The 22,731-nt window shown below is 34.6% G+C and carries 21 protein-coding genes; 10 read left to right on the top strand and 11 right to left on the bottom strand.

Going from position 1 to position 22,731, the window contains the following annotated elements; translation table 11 throughout:
* Nucleotides 1-49 precede the first annotated feature (49 nt).
* From MQX03_RS00715 to MQX03_RS00705, 3 genes are all read right to left on the bottom strand, one after another.
* Nucleotides 50-1,021 (bottom strand): 2-hydroxyacid dehydrogenase, encoded by a 972-nt coding sequence (locus MQX03_RS00715; RefSeq protein ID WP_242800595.1) that lies wholly within the window; start codon nt 1,019-1,021, stop codon nt 50-52.
* 95 nt (nt 1,022-1,116) lie between these two features.
* The gene (locus MQX03_RS00710) at nt 1,117-1,512 is read right to left on the bottom strand and encodes a DUF1801 domain-containing protein (protein ID WP_242800593.1); all 396 of its coding nucleotides are present in this window, start codon (nt 1,510-1,512) and stop codon (nt 1,117-1,119) included.
* Nucleotides 1,513-1,515: 3 nt separating this feature from the next.
* Nucleotides 1,516-2,169, bottom strand: coding sequence for a protein-L-isoaspartate(D-aspartate) O-methyltransferase (locus MQX03_RS00705; RefSeq protein WP_242800591.1), 654 nt, complete (start codon nt 2,167-2,169; stop codon nt 1,516-1,518).
* Between the two features lie 132 nt (nt 2,170-2,301).
* Between MQX03_RS00705 and MQX03_RS00700 the strand changes: the two genes are divergently transcribed.
* From MQX03_RS00700 to MQX03_RS00670, 7 genes are all read left to right on the top strand, one after another.
* On the top strand, nt 2,302-3,264 hold the full coding sequence (locus tag MQX03_RS00700) for a Gfo/Idh/MocA family protein (protein WP_229985375.1): 963 nt from the start codon (nt 2,302-2,304) through the stop codon (nt 3,262-3,264).
* Nucleotides 3,265-3,419: 155 nt separating this feature from the next.
* Entirely contained in the window at nt 3,420-5,141 is a 1,722-nt protein-coding gene (locus MQX03_RS00695; RefSeq protein WP_242800589.1) for a cellulase family glycosylhydrolase, read from the top strand.
* An 81-nt stretch (nt 5,142-5,222) separates the two neighbouring features.
* Nucleotides 5,223-6,101 (top strand): CGA/CIA family class A beta-lactamase, encoded by an 879-nt coding sequence (bla-A, locus tag MQX03_RS00690; protein ID WP_242800587.1) that lies wholly within the window; start codon nt 5,223-5,225, stop codon nt 6,099-6,101.
* 30 nt (nt 6,102-6,131) lie between these two features.
* Nucleotides 6,132-6,554 (top strand): hypothetical protein, encoded by a 423-nt coding sequence (locus MQX03_RS00685; RefSeq protein ID WP_242800585.1) that lies wholly within the window; start codon nt 6,132-6,134, stop codon nt 6,552-6,554.
* Nucleotides 6,554-7,444, top strand: coding sequence for a 3-hydroxybutyryl-CoA dehydrogenase (locus tag MQX03_RS00680; protein ID WP_242801132.1), 891 nt, complete (start codon nt 6,554-6,556; stop codon nt 7,442-7,444). Before MQX03_RS00685 ends, MQX03_RS00680 begins: the two co-directional genes overlap by 1 nt.
* A 61-nt stretch (nt 7,445-7,505) precedes the next feature.
* Complete coding sequence (locus tag MQX03_RS00675) at nt 7,506-8,822, top strand: hypothetical protein (protein ID WP_242800583.1); 1,317 nt, start codon at nt 7,506-7,508, stop codon at nt 8,820-8,822.
* A 38-nt stretch (nt 8,823-8,860) separates the two neighbouring features.
* Nucleotides 8,861-9,103 carry a hypothetical protein gene (locus MQX03_RS00670; protein WP_129536633.1) on the top strand — a complete coding sequence of 81 codons (243 nt, stop codon included), beginning with the start codon at nt 8,861-8,863 and terminating at the stop codon, nt 9,101-9,103.
* A gap of 53 nt (nt 9,104-9,156) precedes the next feature.
* Here MQX03_RS00670 and MQX03_RS00665 read toward each other — a convergent pair whose 3' ends face one another.
* The 3 genes from MQX03_RS00665 to dnaN all read right to left on the bottom strand — a co-directional run bounded on the left by MQX03_RS00665 (nt 9,157) and on the right by dnaN (nt 13,419).
* The gene (locus tag MQX03_RS00665; RefSeq protein ID WP_242800581.1) at nt 9,157-9,567 is read right to left on the bottom strand and encodes an META domain-containing protein; all 411 of its coding nucleotides are present in this window, start codon (nt 9,565-9,567) and stop codon (nt 9,157-9,159) included.
* Nucleotides 9,568-9,733: 166 nt separating this feature from the next.
* Nucleotides 9,734-12,136 (bottom strand): phenylalanine--tRNA ligase subunit beta, encoded by a 2,403-nt coding sequence (gene pheT / locus MQX03_RS00660; protein ID WP_242800579.1) that lies wholly within the window; start codon nt 12,134-12,136, stop codon nt 9,734-9,736.
* Nucleotides 12,137-12,288: 152 nt separating this feature from the next.
* Complete coding sequence (dnaN, locus tag MQX03_RS00655) at nt 12,289-13,419, bottom strand: DNA polymerase III subunit beta (RefSeq protein ID WP_129536631.1); 1,131 nt, start codon at nt 13,417-13,419, stop codon at nt 12,289-12,291.
* 146 nt (nt 13,420-13,565) lie between these two features.
* On the opposite strand from dnaN, the gene MQX03_RS00650 reads away from it, so the two are divergent.
* Entirely contained in the window at nt 13,566-13,922 is a 357-nt protein-coding gene (locus MQX03_RS00650) for a diacylglycerol kinase (RefSeq protein WP_242800577.1), read from the top strand.
* A 69-nt stretch (nt 13,923-13,991) separates the two neighbouring features.
* Here the strand turns inward: MQX03_RS00650 and MQX03_RS00645 are convergent, their stop codons facing one another.
* The 5 genes from MQX03_RS00645 to purB all read right to left on the bottom strand — a co-directional run bounded on the left by MQX03_RS00645 (nt 13,992) and on the right by purB (nt 20,709).
* Entirely contained in the window at nt 13,992-14,324 is a 333-nt protein-coding gene (locus MQX03_RS00645; RefSeq protein WP_242800575.1) for a gamma-glutamylcyclotransferase family protein, read from the bottom strand.
* Nucleotides 14,324-14,953, bottom strand: a complete 630-nt coding sequence (locus tag MQX03_RS00640; protein WP_242800573.1) for an SGNH/GDSL hydrolase family protein — start codon at nt 14,951-14,953, stop codon at nt 14,324-14,326. The genes MQX03_RS00645 and MQX03_RS00640 overlap by 1 nt, the downstream gene beginning before the upstream one ends.
* Before the next feature lie 3 nt (nt 14,954-14,956).
* A complete protein-coding gene (locus MQX03_RS00635) occupies nt 14,957-15,367 on the bottom strand; it encodes a ribonuclease inhibitor (protein ID WP_242800571.1) in 411 nt (136 codons plus the stop codon).
* Entirely contained in the window at nt 15,351-19,049 is a 3,699-nt protein-coding gene (locus tag MQX03_RS00630; RefSeq protein ID WP_242800569.1) for a phosphoribosylformylglycinamidine synthase, read from the bottom strand. Before MQX03_RS00630 ends, MQX03_RS00635 begins: the two co-directional genes overlap by 17 nt.
* 232 nt (nt 19,050-19,281) lie before the next feature.
* The gene (purB, locus tag MQX03_RS00625) at nt 19,282-20,709 is read right to left on the bottom strand and encodes an adenylosuccinate lyase (protein WP_242800567.1); all 1,428 of its coding nucleotides are present in this window, start codon (nt 20,707-20,709) and stop codon (nt 19,282-19,284) included.
* A gap of 235 nt (nt 20,710-20,944) precedes the next feature.
* On the opposite strand from purB, the gene MQX03_RS00620 reads away from it, so the two are divergent.
* Both MQX03_RS00620 and dnaJ read left to right on the top strand, forming a co-directional pair.
* A complete protein-coding gene (locus MQX03_RS00620) occupies nt 20,945-21,481 on the top strand; it encodes a nucleotide exchange factor GrpE (protein ID WP_129536624.1) in 537 nt (178 codons plus the stop codon).
* Nucleotides 21,482-21,547: 66 nt separating this feature from the next.
* Nucleotides 21,548-22,666 carry a molecular chaperone DnaJ gene (gene dnaJ, locus MQX03_RS00615; RefSeq protein WP_242800565.1) on the top strand — a complete coding sequence of 373 codons (1,119 nt, stop codon included), beginning with the start codon at nt 21,548-21,550 and terminating at the stop codon, nt 22,664-22,666.
* Nucleotides 22,667-22,731: the final 65 nt, after the last annotated feature.

The following is a 22,731-nucleotide window of genomic DNA, read 5'->3' as shown; positions in this document are numbered from 1 at the left end:
TTTTTAGTGTTGTGAGTGATAAGACAAAAATGATTCCAAGATTCGATTATTATTGATAAACTTCAGGATTTGCGCAATGCGGCATTTTTTCACCTTTAGAGAAAGCAATCAAATTTTCTGCCGCTAATTTTGCCATTCCGTTTCTGGCTTGAATTGTTGCCGAACCAATATGTGGTAAAACACATACATTAGACAATTTAAGAATCGGATCGTTATCTTTAATAGGTTCCGGATTTGTCACATCCAGACCAGCTCCCCAAATTTTTTCTGAAACCAATGCATTATATAAATCTTTCTGATTATGAAAACCTCCTCTAGCAGTATTGATGAAAATCGCATTAGATTTCATTTTTTCGAAAACAGATTTATTGAAAAGTTCAGAATGTTCTTCCGTAAAATTAGCATGAATACTCAAAACATCAGACTGACTCACCAATTCTTCGAACGAAACGTACTTCGCGCCAAGTTCTTTTTCAGCTTCTTCGTTGTGACTTCTATTATGATAAATAATATTCATATCAAAAGCTTTCTTACACTTTTCAGCCATCTCATAACCAATTCTTCCAAGCCCAAAAACACCTAAAGTTTTTCCGTACAACTCCTGACCTAAAGCATGAAGCGGATCAAAAGCTCGCCAATCGTCATCTTTTACCTTTTGAAAATAGTAGCTTGCTCTTCTTGCAACCGATTGCATTAGCAGAAAAGCTACATCAGAAGTTGCTTTGCTTAGAACTTCCGGCGTATTTCCTACAGGAATATTTCTTTTGTTGGCTTCATCAATATCTACATGATCAAAACCCACAGAATACAGCGCAATCGCTTTGATATTGGGGAATTTTTCAAAGAAATCCTTATCGTATGTATTTTGTCCGACATTCAGAATTGCGTCTGCATTTTTACAATATTTCAGCCATTCTGACTCCGTCAGTTCAGGATTTTCTGCCAAGGTAACTTGCAAACCTGCTTCTTTCAGCATTGTAATTCCTATTTCCGGAATTCTTTTATTGATGAATACTTTCATTAATTTTTATGATTAAATATTTAAAACAAAAAACCTCAACATTAAAAAGTGAGGTTAAATTATGATTAATTGCTTCAATTTTCGTTCCGAAAAAGTTATTTTAGTCTCACTAGTTCACCTTTTCTTTTAACAATATTTTTATAGTCCCATTGAATTTCTGTAGATTTTCCGAGCCATCGCTTCAAATCAACTTCATCAATTTCAGTTTTATCGTTAAAAAACACTGAAGCATCTTGAAATTTTTCACCTTCCACATTCAGTGTTTCCTCATTAAAAGATTTTCCGCTCCAAAACATGAGACGGATACCCTTTTTCTGTTTGCTGTAGCCCACAATCGGATTTCCTTCTAAAAACCAAACGGGATGTGCGTGCCAGATTTTATTTTCCGAATCTCTTAATTCTAAATCAATAATTTTTGAAAGAAAAGTACAGATTTCCTGATCTGAATCAGATTGCTTATCGTTGTAATCAAGAATATCCGGATTGATCATAATCTATTGATTGGTGTTATTCAACATCGGTACAAATTTATAAGCCCCAAACTCTTCTTTTTCAATTTCTGTCGGAGAAATTTTTGTGAATCTGTATAAAACCTGCTCATCCGTAGGACCTAATGGGATAACCATTTTTCCGCCTACTTTTAATTGTTTTAATAATTCTGTCGGCAAAACTGCAGCTCCGCAAGTCACGATAATTTTATCAAAAGGTGCAAACGTCGGAAGCCCGGCAAAGCCATCCCCAAAACTCTGAAACTTTGGATATAGATGCAATTCTCTGAATTTCTTTTTAGAATAATCAAACAAATCTTTCTGCCTCTCAATCGTATACACCAAGCCTTTCATAGCTAATAAGACGGCAGTCTGATAACCACAACCAGTACCAATTTCCAGAACTTTTTCACCTTGTTTTAATTGTAAAAGTTCCGACTGCTCTGCAACCGTTGAAGGATGAGAAATCGTCTGATGCGCCAAAATAGGAAAAGCCCGATCTTCATAAGCAAAATCTTCAAAAATACTTTCGATAAAAAGATGTCTCGGAACCTCATTCATGGCAAAAAGTACATTTTCGTCAGAAATCCCAATTTGCTGGCGTAAATAATTGATTAAATTTCTTCTTTTCCCTTTGTGTACAAATGAATCGTGCGTCATCAGATCGTTGTTATTAGTTAGCGGGTGCTAGTTTATCACAAAAATACTAAAACAATCATTATTTGTCAACCTAAAACCTATCATCTGTTTCCGAATATCTAAAATTACTATATTTACAAAAATTAAAAAGCTATGTTGAAAGCAGGTTTGGTAGGTGCCGGACATTTGGGAAAAATACATTTACGACTTCTGAATCAGTCTGATAAATATGAATTTATCGGTTTCCACGATAAAGATGCAGAAAATGGTAAAAAACTGGAGGCTGAATTTGGTTACAAATATTTTGAAAACCTTGAAGATTTATTAAGCCAAATTGATATGTTGGATATTGTAACGCCAACACTTTATCATTATGATTACGCTCTGAAAGCCATTGATAAAGGTCTTCATTTTTTCATAGAAAAACCGATTACCCAAACTTTAGAACAGGCAGAAGAAATCCTTTATAAATGCCGTGAATTTGGTATCAAAGCGCAGGTTGGGCACGTTGAAAGGTATAATCCGGCTTTTATCGGAGCCAAAGATTACATTCAGAATCCGATGTTTATTGAAATTCACCGTTTGGCAGAATTTAATCCTCGCGGGACTGACGTTTCAGTAGTTTTGGATTTAATGATTCACGATTTGGATATTTTATTAAGTGTTGTAAAATCTAGAGTTAAAAAAATTCACGCAAGTGGCGTTTGTGTGGTAAGCAAAAGCCCAGATATTGCCAATGCAAGAATCGAGTTTGAAAATGGATGTGTTGCTAATTTGACAACCTCAAGAATCTCGATGAAGGCAATGAGAAAAAGCCGTTTTTTCCAAAAAGACGCTTATGTTTCTGTAGATTTCTTAGAGAAAAAAGCAGAAGTCATCAGAATGAAAGATGCTCCGGAAAATCCTACTCCATTTGATATGATTATTGAAAATGCTGAAGGTGAAAAGAATCAGATTTTGTTTGAATATCCAAACATTCAGCCTAATAATGCAATTTTGGATGAATTAAATTCTTTTGCAGATGCCATTTTGGAAGATAAAAATGTGGAAGTTTCTTTGGAAGACGGTACTGAAGCTTTGAAAGTAGCTTTGGAGATTATGAAATTAATCAGTTGATTTAATGATTATTTAGAATAGCATCTAAAGATTTAAATATAACAATTCCTCTTTGATTATTCAGGGAGGAATTTTATTTTTAATTCAATAATATTTAAATATATTTGTTAAAATCAAAATACTCAAAACTCCCCTAATATTTAAAAATCAACCCAATGAAAAGAACCATCCTATTATCCGTATTTTTATTGTCTCAATTTGGGACATCCCAATTATTAAAGACCGACGGAAAAAAAATTATAAACGATAAAGGTGAAAACATTCAATTAAGAGGTCTTGGTTTGGGAGGCTGGATGTTACAGGAAGGCTATATGCTGAAAACGGCAGATTTTGCCGGTCCACAATTTAAAATCAAAGAAAAAATTGCCGAACTGATCGGTCAGGAAGGAATGGAAAATTTTTACAAAGCTTACCTGAAAAACGGAATCACAAAGCAGGACATTGATTTTTTAGCCAAATCAGGATTCAATTCTGTGCGACTTCCAATGCACTATAATTTATACACCTTGCCCATCGAAAAAGAACACGTTAAAGGTCAAAACACTTGGTTGGAAGAAGGTTTTAAGATGACCGACGATTTGTTGAAATGGTGCAAAGACAACAAAATTTATTTAATACTTGACCTCCATGCTGTTCCGGGCGGGCAGGGAAATGATGCCAATATTTCAGACAATGACAAGTCAAAACCATCACTTTGGGAAAACGAAGAAAACCAGAAGAAAACCATTGCTCTTTGGAAAAAATTAGCAGAACGATACAAAGATGAACCTTGGATTGGAGGCTATGATTTAATCAACGAACCCAATATTAACTTCACCGGAAAAAACCCGAACGGTACAGACGAAATGTCTAACGCTCCACTTTGGAAATTACAGAAAGAAATTACAGAAGCCATCCGTGAGGTTGACAAAAAACACATTATCTTTCTCGAAGGAAACGGCTGGGGAAACAACTACAACGGATTAATCCCAATTTGGGATGACAATATGGTTTTCAGTTTCCATAAATACTGGAATTACAACAATGATGAGACCTTAAAATTTGCTTTAGAACTGAGAGAAAAACACAACATGCCAATATGGTTGGGTGAAACGGGAGAAAATTCAAACGTCTGGTTTACAGAACTGATTCAGCTTTTAGACAAACATAATATTGGCTATGCCTTTTGGCCAATGAAAAAAATCGACAACATTGCAGGAATTACCAATGTAAAAATCACTCCTGAATATCAAAAATTGTTAGATTACTGGAAAAACGGAGGCGAAAAACCATCCAAAGAATACGCAACAAAAGCATTGATGCAGATTGCAGAAAACTATAAATTCAGCAATGTCGAAATTAAAAACGATGTGATTGATGCGATGTTCAGACAGACAACTGATAACTCAACTAAACCTTTCAAAATTCATCAGGCACCTGGAAAGGTGAACGCAACTGAATATGATTTGGGGCAAATAGGTTCTGCTTATCAGGATAAAGATTTCATTAATCTTTGGGTGAGTGACGCTGCAAAAAGATCCGAGTGGAATTCCGGAGATCAACTCAGAAATGACGGCGTTGATATTTATAAAACAAAAGACAACAACTATTATGTAGGAAAAACAGAAGCTGAAGAATGGCTTCAGTATACCATCAATTCAAAAACTGACAAAGCCTACAATTTTGAGATAAAATATGCAAGCACTAAAGACGGGAAAATAAGAATTGAAGATGCCTTAGGAAAACAATTATCATTACTATCGTTAAAGTCCACTGGAAGAAATGAAACTTGGAAAACCACTTCCACCAAAGGGATTAATCTTAAAAAAGGAGAAAATAAAATCAGGATTTATTTTGAAAACGATGGCATTAATATAAATTCTTTTGAATTGAAATAAATAAAAATATTAAATTGCAAATCCCTTTTAGAATCTAAAAGGGATTTATTTTAAATAAAAATTTCCGCTAAAAATCTTCGTATGAAAAAAGTAATTCTGCTGTTTCTTTTAATTTCAACCTTTAGTTTTGGACAAAAATTGAGTCTGCACGACAAAATCAACGTCATTCTTTTAAATAAAAAAGCCACAGTAGGAGTTTCTGTTTGGGGCTTTGAAAATGGTTTTAAATACAATAGAAACGCAGACAAAAAACTTCCGATGCAGAGTGTTTTTAAATTCCATATTGCAGCTGCCGTTTTGGATTTTGTAGATAAAGGAAAACTTTCATTAGATCAGAAAATTCATTTAGACCAATCTAATTTGCTTGAAAATACCTGGTCTCCTCTTCGAGATAAATACCCAAACGGCGGTGTGGAAGTTCCTTTAAGTGAAATTTTAGAATTAACGGTCGCAAAAAGTGATAACAACGGCTGCGATATTATGTTGAAATTACTCGGAGGTACAAAAACTGTTCAGCAATTTATGGATTCAAAAGGAGTAAAAGGTTTTCAGATCAAAAACAACGAAGCAGAAATGCATAAAGATTGGAGTTTACAGTATAAAAATTATAGCACTACACAATCTGCGGTTGATGTTTTGAAAAAATTCTATGACGGGAAATTACTTTCAAAAAAATCAACAGATTATTTAATGAGTGTAATGCTATCAACATCTACCGGACTCAACAAATTAGTTGAGCAACTTCCAAAAAACACGCCGATTGCAAGAAAAACGGGAGCTTCAGGGAAAAATGATGCAGGATTAACGGGTGCAGAAAATGAGATTGCCATTATCACTTTACCCAACGGTAAACATTATGCAATTGCCGTATTTGTAAGCAATTCTACAGAATCTGATGCGGTAAACTGTAAAATAATTTCAGACATTTCAAAAGCAGTTTGGGATGATTTTAGTAAGTAAATATTAAAGCTTATTTTTAAAACAAATTTTATGAAAAAAATAATATTAACATTTGCACTATTTAGCTATACACTTTTTTTTGCACAGAAAAGTGAAAGCTATCTAAAACTGAGTTACGGCAGCATGTGTTGCGGAACTCCTTCCACTGCTCCTGTGATGAATTACATTGAAAGTTTTCAAGGTAAATCTAAAGCAAAAAAAGTTGAGATTTTCAGACAATCCGGCTTAGGAAGAGAAGGTGAATTTGCACTGTATATAGGGATTGACGCACTTCCAAAAAGTAAAAGAATGAAATTTGTGAAAGGTTTGGAAACGACTGTAAATTCGCAAAATGACTCAAGAGACAAAAACAGTGGCGGAACTATTTTTTTCACAAGCTCTGAACTTGTGAAGAAAAATGATTTAACCCAATTAAAAAATTTAATTCCACATAAAAAAGAACAATTAAAATGATCAAAAACATTGTAGTTATCGGGGCTGGAACCATGGGAAATGGTATTGCACATACCTTCGCACAAAGCGGTTTTAGTGTAAATTTGGTAGATGTTTCTCAGGATGCTTTAGACAGAGGATTGAAAACCATCACCACCAACCTTGACAGAATAATTGCAAAGGGAAACCTTACAGAAGAACAAAAATCAGAAACTTTAGGAAACATTAAAACTTTCACCGAGTTGAAAGATGCGGTTACCAATGCAGATTTAGTGGTGGAAGCAGCTACAGAGAATCAGGATTTAAAACTGAAAATCTTTGCTCAGATGGATGAATTTGCTCCTGAAAATTGTATTTTGTCTACCAATACTTCTTCAATTTCTATTACTAAAATTGCAGCTGCAACAAAAAGAGCTGATAAAGTAATCGGGATGCACTTTATGAATCCGGTTCCTATTATGAAATTGGTTGAGATCATCAAAGGTTACTCTACTTCTAAGGATACTTTTGATGCTATCTACGAAATGAGCAAAAACTTAGGAAAAGTTCCTGTAGAAGTGAATGATTATCCGGGATTTGTAGCCAACAGAATCTTAATGCCAATGATTAATGAATCAATTGAAACTTTATATAATGGCGTTGCAGGAGTAGAAGAAATTGACACCGTTATGAAATTAGGAATGGCGCATCCAATGGGACCTTTACAGTTAGCTGATTTCATTGGTCTTGATGTTTGCTTGGCAATTTTAAATGTAATGTACGACGGTTTCAAAAATCCAAAATATGCTCCGAATCCATTATTGGTAAATATGGTAATGGCCGGAAAACTGGGAGTAAAATCCGGAGAAGGTTTTTATGACTATTCTGAAAGCAAAAAAGCAGAAAAAGTGGCAAAAATGTTTTCAAAATAGCCTCTTAATTATGAGTTGTGAATTTTAAGTTATAAATTTGGCTGCAATCTAATGCAACCTGATGAAACTTAAAGAAAAATACATTCAAATATCAATGGTCATCATTACTTTAGTGATGACCATTTTGCGTTTTTTATTAAATGAAAAAGGAAGAGTAACACCCGATTCTATTCGGTACATGCGATTTGCAGATGCTTTACCAACGATAGATAATACAATTACTCCATTAGGTTATCCTTTGAGCATCAGATTTTTCACCTACTTTGCTTTTGATGAATTTTGGAGTAGTAAGATTGTAGGAATCATCTCATTTCTTTTGATTATTATCTTTGCGTGGAAAAAAGATTTTTATCTCAAAGAATCTATTGTTGTTTGTTCATTTCTAAGTTTTGTCAGCATATTTTCAGCGACTTTAAGTGAAGGTTTAATGTTGTCTTTTATCTTTATTTTGATGTATGTGTCAAATTGTATCATTCAAAAAAAATGGACAAAAACAAAAAGCATTCTCTACCTGACATTGTCTTTAATTTTAATCTTTAATATTCGATATAGTGCTCTTTTCATGATTGGAGGTGTAGGATTATTTGGACTTTTATCATTCAGAAAAAATTATGCGATGATCTTTATTACTTCTGCATCTTTGGCAGTTATATACATTGTTTTGTACAAGTTTTTATTTATAGATCAATTCAACAAAAATTATGTGAATCAAGTTTTAGAAATTGGTCTGAAACCTACATCTCAACTTCTTACGGAACTCTTCCAAGGATTAGCAACCTCATTCAACCCATTCATTCACATGTCTAATCCCAATGGAGGAATTATTAATTATGGAATTTACGGAATAGGAATCTTAAACGTACTTCTCATTATATTTTTATTCTTAAAAAACAAACTTATCGAAACTGAAAAGTTTATCATTCTGCTTGGCGTTTCGGGAATTATTTGTTCTTATTTTGTACAGTATTTTTATGGGATTGATCCTTTAGATTATCGCTTATTAGCACCTTTTACTTTTCCTATATGGTTGGTTTATTTGAAAAAAGTTTTTGAAATTTTCAGATTAAAAACTTATACAATTGGGATATTAAGTCTTTTATCAGGAATGGCTTTTACTTGGCTTTCAAAAGGTTTTTACTTAGAAAACAGAAAAGAAATTTCTAGATTTTTAAAATTAGAAAAATTAGAAAATTCACCACTTTTATTTTATTTGGATGATATGGAAGATCTTGAAAAAGTGCAGATTGCAGAGCTAATAAGCACTGTTAATCCTAAAGTTAAACTCACTTTCAAACCACAGGATACATTACAGAAAACGACCATCACAACGTATAAAGTTTTGCAAAAAATTAAAATAGACAAGAACAAATACCAATAATTTTATTTATCTTTGAGAAAGTTTAAACATTAAAAAAAATGAAATTACCAAAGTTTTTATTAGCAGACAATTCGGAATTTCCTGAAGATTTATTTGTAGTTCACACAGAATATCCTAGATTCATTTTGAATGTTGAGGAAGAGGAAGTTGAATGGTTAGATGATTTAGAAGGAGACGATGAAGAAACTATGGCAGATGAAGCTACAAAAGTAGTAGAGGCTGCATTCAAATGGTGTGATGAAGAGTTGGCGAAATACGACGACGAGGAAGACGAAGAATAAGAATTTATTACTCATAAAAAAAGGAACTCAAAATTTGAGTTCCTTTTTTATTTTTATTCAGCTTTATTAAATTTAAGCAATAAAAGATTATCCTGGTACAATTCTAACGTATTTCCTGAAACCACATATTTATTCACTTTTCCCATCATGCTCATAAAATTCTGCTCTACGCTCATATTATCACAAGCCATTCTGGTAGAACCCAATTGAGATGCTGTAAAAGTTCCTGAAGCCGCATCAGTAGACAAAGTTCCGAAATAACTGTTGCATCCTGCGTTTCCGTTTACTTTCGTGCCTTCAATCTGTAATGTCGGTATTTTACCTTTTACATTATCGGCTAAAGTCCATTTTGTGTTAGAAATTGATGGCTGAGCCTTTCCGACTTTAGATGATGATGTATTTGACATTGTTCCGCACGATGCCAAAACAGCAACCGCACATAAACTTAAAAAGAATTTTTTCATTTTAGATTTTTTATTATTTGAAAGTCAAATGAAACAATTGTTACATTCTTCTTTTTGATTTAAACCAAATTTACGGAAATATTATTGTTTAGAATTATTTATAAATAAGATTCCATAAAAAAACGGACAAAAGCCCGTTATATTGTATCGTTGAAAAGTTGTTTTCTTAAGACCTCAATTCAGCATTAAATTCTTTCTGGAAAGATTTAATTAAAGAATCCATTACTGCAGAAATTTCTTTTTCTTCTAAAGTTTTTTCTTCGTTTAACAATTCAAAACTCATTGCATAAGACTTTTTGCCTTCCGGAAGATTTTTCCCTTCGTACACATCAAATAAATTGACATTTTTAATAAAAGGAGACTTGTTCTTTTTAGCTGTCTGATATAATTCCTGATACGTAATATTTTTATCAATCAACAACGCCAGATCTCTTCTGATTTTGTTGAATTTCGGAATATCATTAAATTTCAATTCTTTATTAAAACGTAACTTCTGAGCCAGCTCCAATTCAATTTCTGCATAAAAACAATCCTGATCAATATCAAAATCTTTAAGCATTTGAGGAGCTACCTTTCCGATTCTTACTAAAGTTTCGCCCTCAGATTCATAAGTCAGAGCATCAGAAAATCTATCATCAGAAAGAGCCACTTCTTTATAGTCGATAGCTAATCTTTCCAATAAAACTTTCACAAAAGCTTTCAAGTTATAGAAATCTGTTGCAGATTTTGGCTGTAACCAGTTTTCAGAAACATTTCTTCCACTTACTAAAATGGCTAATTGTTTTCTTTCCTCGTACTTTTCTTTTTTATGGTAAATTTTTCCAAATTCGAAGAACTTAATATCCTGATTTTTTCTGTTGATGTTGTAGATTGCATTCTGTAAAAGCCCTTCTAATAAAGACTTTCTCATAAATGCAAGATCATTGCTTAAAGGATTCAACAGTTTCACTGCATCTGTTTCATCTTTCACAGAAGTTAAAGAATTGTTCATCACTTCATTAAAACCTAAGCTCTGTAAAGTTCTCGCCCAATTATTCTCTAGCTCGTCTTGATCTTTTGCATTGAGCTTTACTGGGGTAAATGCAATCTTTTGCGGAGCTTCGATTTTATTGTATCCGTAGATTCTTAAAATCTCCTCAATAACGTCAATTTCTCTTGTCACATCTGCTCTGTAAGCAGGAACAGAGATTTCAAAACCATTTTGAATTTCATTTAAAACTTGAATTTCAAGCGCTTTTAAAATTTCTTTTACTTTTTCTCTGTGAATTTTCGTTCCTAAAATCTGTTCGATTTTTGAGAATCTGATGATCACATAATTATCTTCGATTTTCTTCGGATATTCTTCCAAAAGATCTCCAACCAATTTCCCTTCTGCCAAATCCTGAATCATCGTGATGGCATGAGTAATGGCTGTTCTTGTGATATTAGGGTCAACTCCTCTTTCAAATCTGAAAGAAGCATCAGTATTTAAACCATGCGCTTTTGCCGCTTTTCTTATCGCAACCGGATTGAAATAAGCACTTTCTAAGAAGATTGTTTTAGTCTCAGAAGAAACTCCAGAATTGGCACCACCAAAAACTCCGGCAATACACATCGGATTATCTTGTCCGTCTTTGATGATGATTTCAGAACCGTTTAATGTTCTTTCAACACCATCTAAAGTGGTGAATTTTGTTCCTTCGGCAACAGTTCCTACTTTCACTTTTTTATCTGCAATTTTATCTGCATCAAAAGCATGAAGCGGCTGACCGAAACCATGAAGAATATAGTTGGTAATATCTACAATATTGTTAATCGGGCTCAAACCGATTGCTTTTAGTCTGTTTTTTAACCAAGAAGGAGATTCTGCAACTTTTACATTTTCAATCACCGCTCCGATGTATCTTGGAGTTAATTCAGCGTCTTCAACTTCCAATGTAAATTCGTGCGTTCCTTCATTATTTAAAGCAACTGAAGATACTTTTTCAAAATCACCTTTTTGCTGATTTGTTGAAAGAAAGGCATACAAATCTCTTGCAACACCATAATGTGACATTGCATCGGTTCTGTTTGGCGTTAAACCAATTTCGAACACTTCATCATTTGTCAGTTCAAAATAATCTGAAAAATTCTTTCCGACTTCATATTTGGTTTCATCTAAAACCATGATTCCGCCGTGATTTTCGCTTAAACCTAATTCGTCCTCAGCACAAATCATCCCTTGAGAAACTTCACCTCTGATTTTAGCTTCTTTGATTTCAAAAAAGTTTCCGGTTTTATCGTAGATTTTAGTTCCCACAACTGCAACAGGAACCGTTTGTCCTTCTTCAACATTAGGAGCTCCACAAACGATATTCAAAACTTTTCCGTTTCCAACGTCTACGGTTGTTTTCTTTAATTTATCGGCATTAGGATGCTTTTCGCAGGTCAAAACTTTTCCTACAACGACACCTTCAAGACTTCCTTTGATGCTTTCAAATTTCTCTATTCCTTCTACCTCAAGACCGATATCTGTAAGAAACTCTCCTATTCTTTCAGATTTCAGTTCTGTTTTGATGTAATCTTTCAGCCAGTTATTTGATATTTTCATCCTTTAATTTTGAAAATTTATTTTGAATTTTTTCAGGTTACAAATGTCGTGTTTTTTTGAGAAACAGAGAAATTTTTAACCTTTCAACTGACCCTAAAAAACAAAAAAGAGGCTGAAAAATCAACCTCTTTTAGAATTTATTTAAAATAATCTTACAATCCGATAACCGGCATTGATAACATTAAGATATTTTCGTTTTCTTCAAGACCATCAAGCGGCTCAATGATTCCTGGTCTGTTGGGCTGAGACATTTTCATCGTGATATCGTCTGCACTCAAAATACCTAACATTTCAGTTAAAAATTTAGAACTAAAACCGATGTTGATATCTTCACCGTTATAGTCGCAAGGAATCTGCATATCTGCTTTGTTTGCGTATTCTGTATCTTCTGCATGAAGGTGAAGAATGTTAGCTGACAATTTAAATCTCACCTGATTTGTCGATTTGTTTGACATAATAGAAGCTCTTTTGATTGCTCCTAACAACAAGTTTCTATTAATCGTCAAAACGTTCGGGTTTTCTTTAGGGATTACCGCAGTATAATTTGGATATTTCCCATCGATTAATCTACAAATCCAAACGTGTTTTCCAAAAGTAAATTTAGCCATGTTTTCGTTGAAGTCGATGGTGATGTCTTCGTTTGAACTTGCTAAAATATTTTTGAAAATATTCAGAGGTTTTTTAGGCATGATGAATTCCATTGGCTCGGCATTCATCAGGTCTGTTCTTTTGTACACTACCAATCTGTGAGAATCTGTAGAAACAAAATTCGTTTCATTTTCTCCAAACTGGAACAAAACTCCTGTCATTACCGGACGAAGAGAATCATTACTTGTTGCAAAAAGTGTATTCGTTAAAGCTTCAGATAAAACTCCCGCAGGCATTGTCACGCTTTGAGCAGATTCAAATTCCGGAAGTTCAGGATAATCGTCTGCGTTGTCTAATGCAACGGCAAAATTATCTTTCTCATCTAAAATCTCAAGCTGGCTACCAGTACCTTCAGCATTGTCTTTTACAACAAGTGTTAGCGGCTGTTCGCCATAAGTCTTGATAAAATCCTGAAAAATTTTGGCAGGAACCGCAAATTTACCTGCATCATCAGACTTTACATCCAATGAAGTTACCAAAGTTGTTTCGCCATCAGACGCTGTAATGGTAAGGTTATTTTCGTTTAACTCAAAAAGATAGTTTTCTAAAATCGGTCTCGATTGAGAGCTTGATATTACGCCACTTACAGTTTGCAATGCTTTCTGCAGTTCACCACTTGAAATAATAAATTTCATAGATTTAAAAATAAGTTTTTACAAATATAACAAATAGAAAACAGATAGAAAAGAATAATACTGAGAGTTATTAACATCCATCAAAAGAATTTATTTTTTTTTTGAAATATTTAATCCACTATCTTTGCTAAGCATCAATTTTAAAAATGAGAAAACCTCCCATCCATAAAAGTTTCCTCAACTCCTTTCGGGGCATTTGGTTGATGCTTATCTCTGAAAGAAATTTTCAGATTGAAGTTGCTGCTTTATTGATTAATATTTTTCTAATTTTTTATCTAAAACTTTCCAACATCGATACTGTTTTAGTTTTAACAGTTTCTATCGGAGTTCTAGCCGCCGAAACTTTCAATACAGCAATCGAAAAAATTTGTGACATCATACATCCGGAGTTTGATAAAAGAATAGGTTTTATTAAAGATGTTTCAGCTGGAGCAGTGACTTTGATTGCTGTAGCATCTGTTGTGGTTGGAATTTTTGTATACTGGAAGTATATTTTTGGTTAAATTTTAGCTCCCACAGATCTTCACAGATTTTTCCCGCTTCAATCGTTGAAATAGACAGAACTTTTAAACCTATTTTCCAATATAGATAAATCCTTTTTTTCCGGATTTAAAAACAGTTTCAATTCTTTTATAATCGTCCACCTCATATTCATCAGCTTTAAGAATTTCTTCCTCGCTCACTTCAAACAGAGCACCTTTTACTTCATCTTCAGTATTTCCTGAAAATTCTAAAATCGGATGGTATTTCTGATTGCTTTTCCTTAAAACTTCAGGATCTGTAATTTCCAACATTTTTAAGCGATATCCGATAAGAATATCATGTTCACCTTTTAAGGATCTTCCAAAAGTTTCGAGCTGAACCTGCTCTTTCTGTAAGGTTCCGTAAGAAAATAAATGCGGCATTATAAGTATTTTTCAATAATTGGAATAGCAATTTCAGCCATCATCCCATATCCTTTTTCATTGGGATGAACACCATCTTTGGAAAGTAAAATCTCTTTGTCTTCTAAAAACGCTGAATGAAAATCAATGTAATTCAAAGAGTTTTCTGCTACAATATCTTTCAGAATTTGATTGTAAACCAATACATCTTCGTTCGTTCTCACTTTTCCGCTTACAGAAATTTCACCATTAATTTTATCTGAAACAGGAAGAATACTTACCAGATAAATTTCTTTTGAAAATACTTTTGCATGTTGAATTGCCTTTTCAATATTAGCTTTAAATTGTCTAGGATTTACGATTTGATTTCCATCTTTCACAACCAAATCATTAGCACCATAGCCGAGAAAAACTACATTTCCATCCTCCGCATTTCTAACTGACATTTCATGCTGAATTCTTTTGACTAAACCTTCTGATGTTTCACCACCAATTCCCAAATTAAAAAGGATCAGTTCACTGCTTCCTTCATTGTATTTCTGTAAAGCAAATCTTTTAAGAATATCAACCCAGCCTCCAAACACGCCGTCGTATTCGCCGTAAGTTACACTGTCACCGAAAAATAATCCATACATCATTTTCTTCTTCATTTTTTAATTTAAAACTAAAGTTATGTTTTTATGTGATTCTATAATTTCAACTAAGATTTCAAATAAGGTTTGTCCGTTTCCTGCAATCAAATCATCAAGCTTTTCCTGAGCTAAATTGATATTGAAAGGTTTTCCCTGTTTAATTTTATTCTCGTAGAATTCTTTGGTTGCTTCTAAGCCTAACTTTTCTTTTGATTTTTGAGAATCTTTCCAAATGATTTCAATTTCATCTTTACTTTCAAAAACTCCGAAACCTCCATAAAGTATATCATCAAAACCATCCAAAGTTCCAACTTTCCAGTCGGCTTCTTTCATCAAAACTTGAGATACTTCTTCGTAGAATCCAGACAAATCAGAAAAATGGCTGCCATTGATGACAGCCGTTTTCTTATTATTTTTATTTGAAGTATTCAACTCCGTTTTTAAAGATGTTGTGGTAATTCGCAGTTGGAATATTTTTCATTAAACCTTCCGCAAAACGTTCCGGGTGTCCCATTCTACCATAAATTTTTCCGTCTGGACTCGTGATTCCTTCAATTCCAAACAATGAGTTGTTTGGATTGAACGGCATTCCGTGAGCGATGTTTCCATCTAAATCTAAATATTGAGTAGCAATCTGTCCGTTTTCGTACAACTTCTGAATTTCCGCTTCCGAAGCCATAAAACGACCTTCACCGTGAGAAATCGGGATTGTGAAGACTTGATCTTTCATTCCTTTCAACCAAGGTGATTCGTCATTCAGAACTTTCACGTTTACCATTTGAGAAATGTGTCTTCTAATCGCGTTGTGAGCCAATGTCGGAGAATTTTCATCTAATTCCTTAATTCTTCCGTAAGGTAACAACCCAGATTTCACTAAGGCTTGGAAACCGTTACAGATTCCGATAATCATTCCGTCTCTATCAAGCAATTCGTGAACGGCATTTCTCATCTTTTCATTCTTCAAAACATTCACAATAAATTTAGCAGAACCATCTGGTTCATCACCCGCAGAGAACCCTCCGGAGAATGCTAAAATCTGTGACTTTTTAATTTCTTTCACCCATGCATCAATGCTCTCGTCAAGCAACTGATGATTGATATTAATCAAAGGCAGACTACTTACAATTGCCCCTTCTTTTTGGAAGGCATTCAGAGTATCGTACTCGCAATTTGTTCCCGGGAAAACCGGTGCAAAAACTCTTGGCTGAGCAATTCCATGTTTTTTAATAATGATATTTCTTGGATTGATTGAGTTCAGTTTTGGATCTAATTCAACCGTTATCTTTTCTTTTTCTACTGTTGAGAATAGGTTTTCAAAAGTTTTTGTATTTGACTCAAGTAATTTTTCGATTTCAAAATTCAAATCATTGATTTTCAAAATATTTGAATTTTTAACTTCACCGATTAATTGAAGATCAACAGAACTTAGATCTTCTGCCGATTCTATAATTAGACTTCCAATATTTTTAGCCAATAAAACGTTCTCATCAGCAATATTAATTTCAGCTCCCAATCTGTTTCCAAAACTCATTTTTGCGAGAGCAACTGCAACTCCACCTTCTTTAATTGTCTTCACTGAAATGATTTTTCCAGCCTTGATATTTTCGAAAATCAATTCAAAAACAGCCTTCAGATTTTCATAGTTAGGAAGTCCGTTTTCCTGTGGAATATGATTGAAGAAATACAGTTTATTTCCTGCCTGTTTAAATTCCGGAGAGATGACATTTTTCTTTTCTCCGTTAGCACAAGCAAATGAAATCAACGTTGGGGGAACATTCAAATCCTGATATGTTCCACTCATTGAATCTTTACCTCCGATGGCAGCCAAACCAAAGTTAATCTGCGCATCATAAGCACCCAAAAGAGAAGCCAAAGGCTTGCCCCATTTTTCAGGATTCTGACCTAATTTCTCGAAATATTCCTGGAAACTGAATCTTATATTTTTATAATCGCCGCCCATCGCAACGATTTTTGCAACGCTTTCAACGACTGCATAAGAAGCTCCCAGTAACGAGTTTTGCTTTGAAATTTCAGCATCAAATCCCCAACTTGCAAAGGAAACGGTTTCAATATCTTTTGCTCCCAAAATCGGTAGCGTTTGAGCGCTTCCTTCCATCAAAGTCTGCTGATATTTTCCACCTAAAGGCATCGCAACAGTAGTTGCTCCGATTGATGAATCAAACATCTCCAATAAACCTTTTTGAGAAGCAACATTTTTATCTGATAATATTTTCAGGAAATTCTCTTCGTTGAAAATCGGAGTTTCTTCTTTTACTTCATTAAGATGGGTAATCTTAGCTTCCTGACTTTTAGAACAACCATTCGTATCTAAGAATTCTCTTGAAAGGTCAACAATCTTATCACCTTTCCAGAACATCTGCATTCTTCCTGAATCTGTCACTTTTGCAACCTCTACAGCCACGATATTTTCAGCTTCACAGAACTTGATGAACTGTTCTTTATCTTTCGGTTCAACCACAACCGCCATTCTTTCCTGAGATTCAGAAATAGCGAGCTCAGTTCCGTTCAAACCTTCATATTTTAAAGGTAAAACATCCAGATTAACTTCCAAAGAATCAGCGATTTCACCGATTGCTACAGAAACACCACCAGCACCGAAATCATTTGATTTTTTAATCAATCTTGTCACTTCAGGATTTCTGAATAATCTCTGGATTTTACGTTCTTCAACGGCGTTTCCTTTCTGAACCTCAGAACTCATTGTGTGGATAGAAGTTTCGTCCTGTTCTTTCGAACTTCCGCTTGCTCCACCAACACCGTCACGACCTGTTGCACCCCCTAAAATGATAATAGAATCCCCATTTGCAGGTTTTTCACGTCTTACCCAATCAACAGGAACTGCGCCGGTTACGAAACCGACTTCCATTCTTTTTGCTTTGTATCCTTCATCGTAGATTTCAGAAACCATTGTAGTTGCCAAACCGATTTGGTTACCGTAAGAAGAATAGCCATTTGCAGCTTGCTTAGTGATTGTTTTTTGAGGTAATTTGCCTGGTAAAGTTTTGTCAACTGATTCCAAAACATCAGCAGCACCCGTCAATCTCATTGCCTGAAAAACGAAAGAACGTCCGGACAAAGGGTCTCTGATCGCGCCACCCAAACACGTTGAAGCACCACCAAAAGGTTCAATTTCCGTTGGGTGATTGTGTGTTTCATTCTTAAATAATAAATACCACGGTTCTTTTTTACCATCGTATTCAGCTTCGATCTGGATCGTACAAGCATTGATTTCGTCAGAAACCACCAAGTTCTCCAGGTTGCCTGTTTTATGGAAATATCTTCCGCAAACTGTTGCCAAATCCATTAAAGAGATTGGCTTCAATTCGCGTCCTAAGAATTTTCTTTTTTCAATATAATCATTGAAAATAGTTTCCAATGTATGTTTAAACTGTCCTTCAAACTCAATATTTGACAATTCTGTTTCAAACGTTGTGTGACGGCAATGATCACTCCAATACGTGTCTAAAACTTTCAATTCAGTTTCAGTAGGATTTCTCTGTTCAGTTTTAAAATATTCCTGAATAAATTTTAAATCATCCAATCCTAATGCAAAACCGTGATTATTAAAGAATTCTTCCAACTGAACATAATCAAAATTGATGAAATTCTCATGAACCAAAACCTTTGACGGAGTTTCTTCTGCAGGAATATTTAAAATTGATAAATCTTTTTCCTGAGATTCTACTTTATTGATGAGAAGGTCTTTGATTTTTGCTAAATCAGATTCAGAAATGCCTTCAAATTCGATTAGTTTACCGCTTCTTACTTTAGATTTCTCATTTTCAGTCAGTAAAGCGATACACTGTTGAGCAGAATCGGCACGCTGATCATATTGTCCCGGCAAAAATTCTAATGCGAAATAAATGCCTTGTGCGGGATTTTCTTCGATTAAAATGTCAGTAACAGGGTCTACGAAAGTACTGTTGACTACCTTTTCGAACTCACCATCATTCAAATTGAAAATATCGTACACATTGTACACTTTTACATTTTTGATCGACGGAACTACCGCTTTTACTTCATCAAAAATCTTTGGACTTTCTACATCGAAAATTCCTCTTTTTTCTACGAAAATTCTTTTGTTTTGAGACATTAGATGTCAGATATTTATTAGATTTATTTTTATTTTTTTGACTGAAATTTAATCAATGACAAACCTCGCAGCCCGACCTGAACGGAAATCCTTTTTTGTTTTAAGAAAAACAAAAAAGATTGGGAGTGGAGGGCGGATAAAGCTGCCATAAAAATGATTTCACTTCTTAACACCTTGTCAAACATTTCAATTTTGACAAAGTAAAAAATGCAGCCCAGAGACTGCATGTAATTTATACTTTCAGATCAGATTCTAAACCAATCAATTCGCTGTTGGCATCCAAAATAGGCTGAACTTCATTTGCGATGAATTCTTCCGTTTGAATAGGTGCAAAACCGATAAAGTTTTTCGGATCGAGAACTTCTTTTAATTTTGATTTATCAAGTTTTAAAGAATGATCGTTTAAGATTCTTTCGATCAGATCGTTTTCCTTCCCTTCTTCTTTCACCTGTTTAGAAGCTTCCATTGAGTGAACTCTGATTATTTCGTGGATTTCCTGACGGTCGCCACCAGCTTTCACTTCTTCCATGATGATGTATTCTGTCGCCATGAAAGGAAGTTCTTCCATAATATGTTTGTTGATTCTGTTTGGATATACCACGATTCCGTTCATGATGTTGTTCCAGATCAATAAAATTGCATCAACGGCTAAAAACGCCTGTGGAATCGTTAATCTTTTGTTTGCTGAATCATCCAATGTTCTTTCAAACCATTGAGTTGAAGCAACCATTGCAGAACTTGTCGTTAAAGACATAACGTATTTTGCCAACGCTCCGATTCTTTCACTTCTCATTGGATTACGCTTGTATGCCATTGCCGATGAACCGATTTGGTTTTTCTCGAATGGTTCTTCAACTTCTTTCAAATTTTGAAGAAGACGTAAATCGTTGGTGAATTTATGTGCAGATTGAGCGATATTTCCTAATAAAGCAACCACTTTTGCATCAATTTTTCTGTCGTAAGTCTGTCCGGAAACTCCGAAAACTTTCTCAAAACCGAATCTTTTTGATAATTCTTTATCTAAATGTTTTACTTTAGAATAATCTCCGTTGAAAAGTTCAAGGAAACTTGCAGCAGTTCCTGTCGTTCCTTTTACCCCTCTGAATCTTAATGTTTCTAAGAAGAAATCAAGTTCTTCGATGTCAAGAACCAAACTTTGTAACCAAAGAGTTGCTCTTTTTCCAACGGTTGTCAACTGAGCTGGTTGGAAATGTGTAAATCCTAAAGTCGGAAGATCTTTATATTGAATTGAAAAATCAGCCAGATTTTTCATCACATTAACCAACTTTTTCTTTAAAATTAAAAGTCCGTCACGGATCTGAATTAAGTCTGTATTATCTCCTACAAAAGCTGAAGTTGCTCCCAAGTGAATAATTCCTTTTGCAGAAGGCGCCACATCACCATAAGCGTGAACATGAGCCATAACATCATGACGGAATTTCTTTTCATATTCTGCTGCTTTATCGTAATCGATATTGTCAACATTGGCTTTCAACTCTGCAATTTGCTCGTCTGTGATGTCAAGACCTAAGTCTTTTTCAATCTCAGCCAAAGCGATCCAAAGCTTTCTCCAATTCTGGAATTTGTTGTTGTGAGAAAAGTTAAACAACATTTCTTGGCTGGAGTAACGCTCTTCCAATGGATTTTTGTAGGAATTCATTCTTTCTTTTACTTTTTAGATGCACAAAAATACGGATTTTGATTGAGAGAGAAAAATTGTGAGAATGGTTTTAAGTTTTGATTAAAAAACAATGTTAAAATGTGAATAATTAATTTAATCCTTTGAGAGAATCAGCGATTATCTTTTAATCATTCATCTATAGTCTGCCTAAATGTCCTGATTTTTTCTTTGGCAAAATCTTTGACAAAGATGTGTTATAAAAAGTTATTGAAACATGGAAAATCAGGATATCAACGAAGAAAATATCAATAATCAGGAAGAAATCAATCCTCAGACGGAAACTACAACTGAAGAAAATGTGACAGAAATTCCTACTGCGGAAGAACTTTTGGCAGTAGAAAAAGACCGTTACATCAGATTGTATGCTGAGTTTGAAAACTATAAAAAAAGAACTTCAAAAGAGAAGATGGACTTCTTCACTTACGCCAACCAAGAGATGATGGTTTCTATGCTAGGTGTTTTGGATGATTTTGAAAGAGCTTTAAAAGAAATCGCTAAAAATGGTAACGAAGCCGACCTTCAGGGTGTTGAGTTGATTTACAACAAGTTTAAAAACAAATTGACTGAGAAAGGTTTAAAAATCATGGAAGTAAGAGCGGGAGACAGCTTTAATGTTGACTACCACGAGGCGATTACACAGATTCCTTCGCCATCTGAAGATTTGAAAGGTAAAATCGTAGATGTTATCGAAACGGGATATACTTTAGGTGACAAAGTAATTCGTTTTGCAAAAGTTGTAACAGGAAATTAATTATCAGCAATGGGTAATAAGTAATTAATAATTGCTCATTACCCATTGTTCATTACTTATAAATATATGTCAAAGAGAGATTATTACGAGGTTCTTGATGTCAGCAAATCTGCAAGTGCCGACGAAATAAAGAAAGCATACCGAAAAATGGCGATCAAATATCACCCAGATAAAAATCCGGGAGATAAAGAGGCTGAAGAAAAATTTAAAGAAGCTGCAGAAGCTTACGAAGTATTGAGCGACGACAATAAAAAAGCCCGTTATGACCAATACGGACACGCCGGAATGGGCGGTGCCGGAGGTTACGGCGGTGGTGGCTTTGGTGGCGGAATGAACATGGAAGACATTTTCAGTCAGTTCGGCGATATTTTCGGTGGTGGTTTTGGAGGATTCGGCGGTGGCGGCGGAGGTCGTCAGCAGGTGAAAGGTTCTAATTTAAGAATCAGAATTAAGCTGAACCTTGAAGAGATGGTGAACGGAACCCAAAAAACTCTTAAAGTAAAAAAAATGAAGATGGCAGAGGGTGCCACTTCAAAAACCTGTCCTACTTGTAACGGAGCCGGAGTTCAGATGAAGGTGATGAACACAATGTTCGGACAAATGCAAACGCAGACCACTTGTGGAACTTGTCAGGGAATCGGGAAAGTTGCCGACAAAATTCCTGCCGGAGCTAATGCACAAGGTCTAATAAAAGATGAGGAGGAAATTTCGATCAACATTCCTGCAGGTGCAAGAGACGGCATCCAGTTAAATGTAAGAGGAAAAGGAAATGATGCACCTTTCGGTGGAATTCCTGGAGATTTATTGGTAATCGTAGAGGAAGAAGTAGACAAAACCATCAAAAGAGAAGGTGACAATCTTCATCAGGAACTATATGTTTCTTTTGCCGAAGCGGCTTTAGGAACTAAAAAAGAAATACCAACTGTTGGTGGAAAAGTAAAAATCACCGTAGATGCAGGAACTCAATCCGGAAAAATCTTAAGATTGGCCGGAAAAGGTTTACCAAGCATTGATAGCTATGGGAAAGGTGATATGTTTATCCACATCAATGTATGGACGCCGCAGACCCTAAACAAAGAACAAAAAGATTTCTTTGAAAAACAAATGTCTAGTGGTGATATGGTTGCAGAACCATCCGGAAAGGAAAAGACTTTCTTTGATAAAGTGAAAGATCTATTCAATTAAAAAAAATATAAAAGAGGCTTTGCAAAAAGTCTCTTTTTCACTTTCATCGTATATTAAATTATTTA

The sequence above is a fragment of the Chryseobacterium aahli genome (assembly GCF_022699665.1).
In the GTDB taxonomy this organism is placed as follows: Bacteria; Bacteroidota; Bacteroidia; order Flavobacteriales; family Weeksellaceae; genus Chryseobacterium; species Chryseobacterium aahli.
The sequence above is the reverse complement of the archived record's forward strand: the minus strand, read 5'-3'. Positions and strand labels throughout refer to the sequence as shown.

What these genes read in the sequence shown, in the direction of transcription:
- MQX03_RS00715 (WP_242800595.1), bottom strand. Translation starts at nt 1,021, where the DNA reads ATGAAAGTATTCATCAATAAAAGAATTCCGGAAATAGGAATTACAATG.
- MQX03_RS00710 (WP_242800593.1), bottom strand. Translation starts at nt 1,512, where the DNA reads ATGATCAATCCGGATATTCTTGATTACAACGATAAGCAATCTGATTCA.
- MQX03_RS00705 (WP_242800591.1), bottom strand. Translation starts at nt 2,169, where the DNA reads ATGACGCACGATTCATTTGTACACAAAGGGAAAAGAAGAAATTTAATC.
- MQX03_RS00700 (WP_229985375.1), top strand. Translation starts at nt 2,302, where the DNA reads ATGTTGAAAGCAGGTTTGGTAGGTGCCGGACATTTGGGAAAAATACAT.
- MQX03_RS00695 (WP_242800589.1), top strand. Translation starts at nt 3,420, where the DNA reads ATGAAAAGAACCATCCTATTATCCGTATTTTTATTGTCTCAATTTGGG.
- bla-A (WP_242800587.1), top strand. Translation starts at nt 5,223, where the DNA reads ATGAAAAAAGTAATTCTGCTGTTTCTTTTAATTTCAACCTTTAGTTTT.
- MQX03_RS00685 (WP_242800585.1), top strand. Translation starts at nt 6,132, where the DNA reads ATGAAAAAAATAATATTAACATTTGCACTATTTAGCTATACACTTTTT.
- MQX03_RS00675 (WP_242800583.1), top strand. Translation starts at nt 7,506, where the DNA reads ATGAAACTTAAAGAAAAATACATTCAAATATCAATGGTCATCATTACT.
- MQX03_RS00670 (WP_129536633.1), top strand. Translation starts at nt 8,861, where the DNA reads ATGAAATTACCAAAGTTTTTATTAGCAGACAATTCGGAATTTCCTGAA.
- MQX03_RS00665 (WP_242800581.1), bottom strand. Translation starts at nt 9,567, where the DNA reads ATGAAAAAATTCTTTTTAAGTTTATGTGCGGTTGCTGTTTTGGCATCG.
- pheT (WP_242800579.1), bottom strand. Translation starts at nt 12,136, where the DNA reads ATGAAAATATCAAATAACTGGCTGAAAGATTACATCAAAACAGAACTG.
- dnaN (WP_129536631.1), bottom strand. Translation starts at nt 13,419, where the DNA reads ATGAAATTTATTATTTCAAGTGGTGAACTGCAGAAAGCATTGCAAACT.
- MQX03_RS00650 (WP_242800577.1), top strand. Translation starts at nt 13,566, where the DNA reads ATGAGAAAACCTCCCATCCATAAAAGTTTCCTCAACTCCTTTCGGGGC.
- MQX03_RS00645 (WP_242800575.1), bottom strand. Translation starts at nt 14,324, where the DNA reads ATGCCGCATTTATTTTCTTACGGAACCTTACAGAAAGAGCAGGTTCAG.
- MQX03_RS00640 (WP_242800573.1), bottom strand. Translation starts at nt 14,953, where the DNA reads ATGAAGAAGAAAATGATGTATGGATTATTTTTCGGTGACAGTGTAACT.
- MQX03_RS00630 (WP_242800569.1), bottom strand. Translation starts at nt 19,049, where the DNA reads ATGTCTCAAAACAAAAGAATTTTCGTAGAAAAAAGAGGAATTTTCGAT.
- purB (WP_242800567.1), bottom strand. Translation starts at nt 20,709, where the DNA reads ATGAATTCCTACAAAAATCCATTGGAAGAGCGTTACTCCAGCCAAGAA.
- MQX03_RS00620 (WP_129536624.1), top strand. Translation starts at nt 20,945, where the DNA reads ATGGAAAATCAGGATATCAACGAAGAAAATATCAATAATCAGGAAGAA.
- dnaJ (WP_242800565.1), top strand. Translation starts at nt 21,548, where the DNA reads ATGTCAAAGAGAGATTATTACGAGGTTCTTGATGTCAGCAAATCTGCA.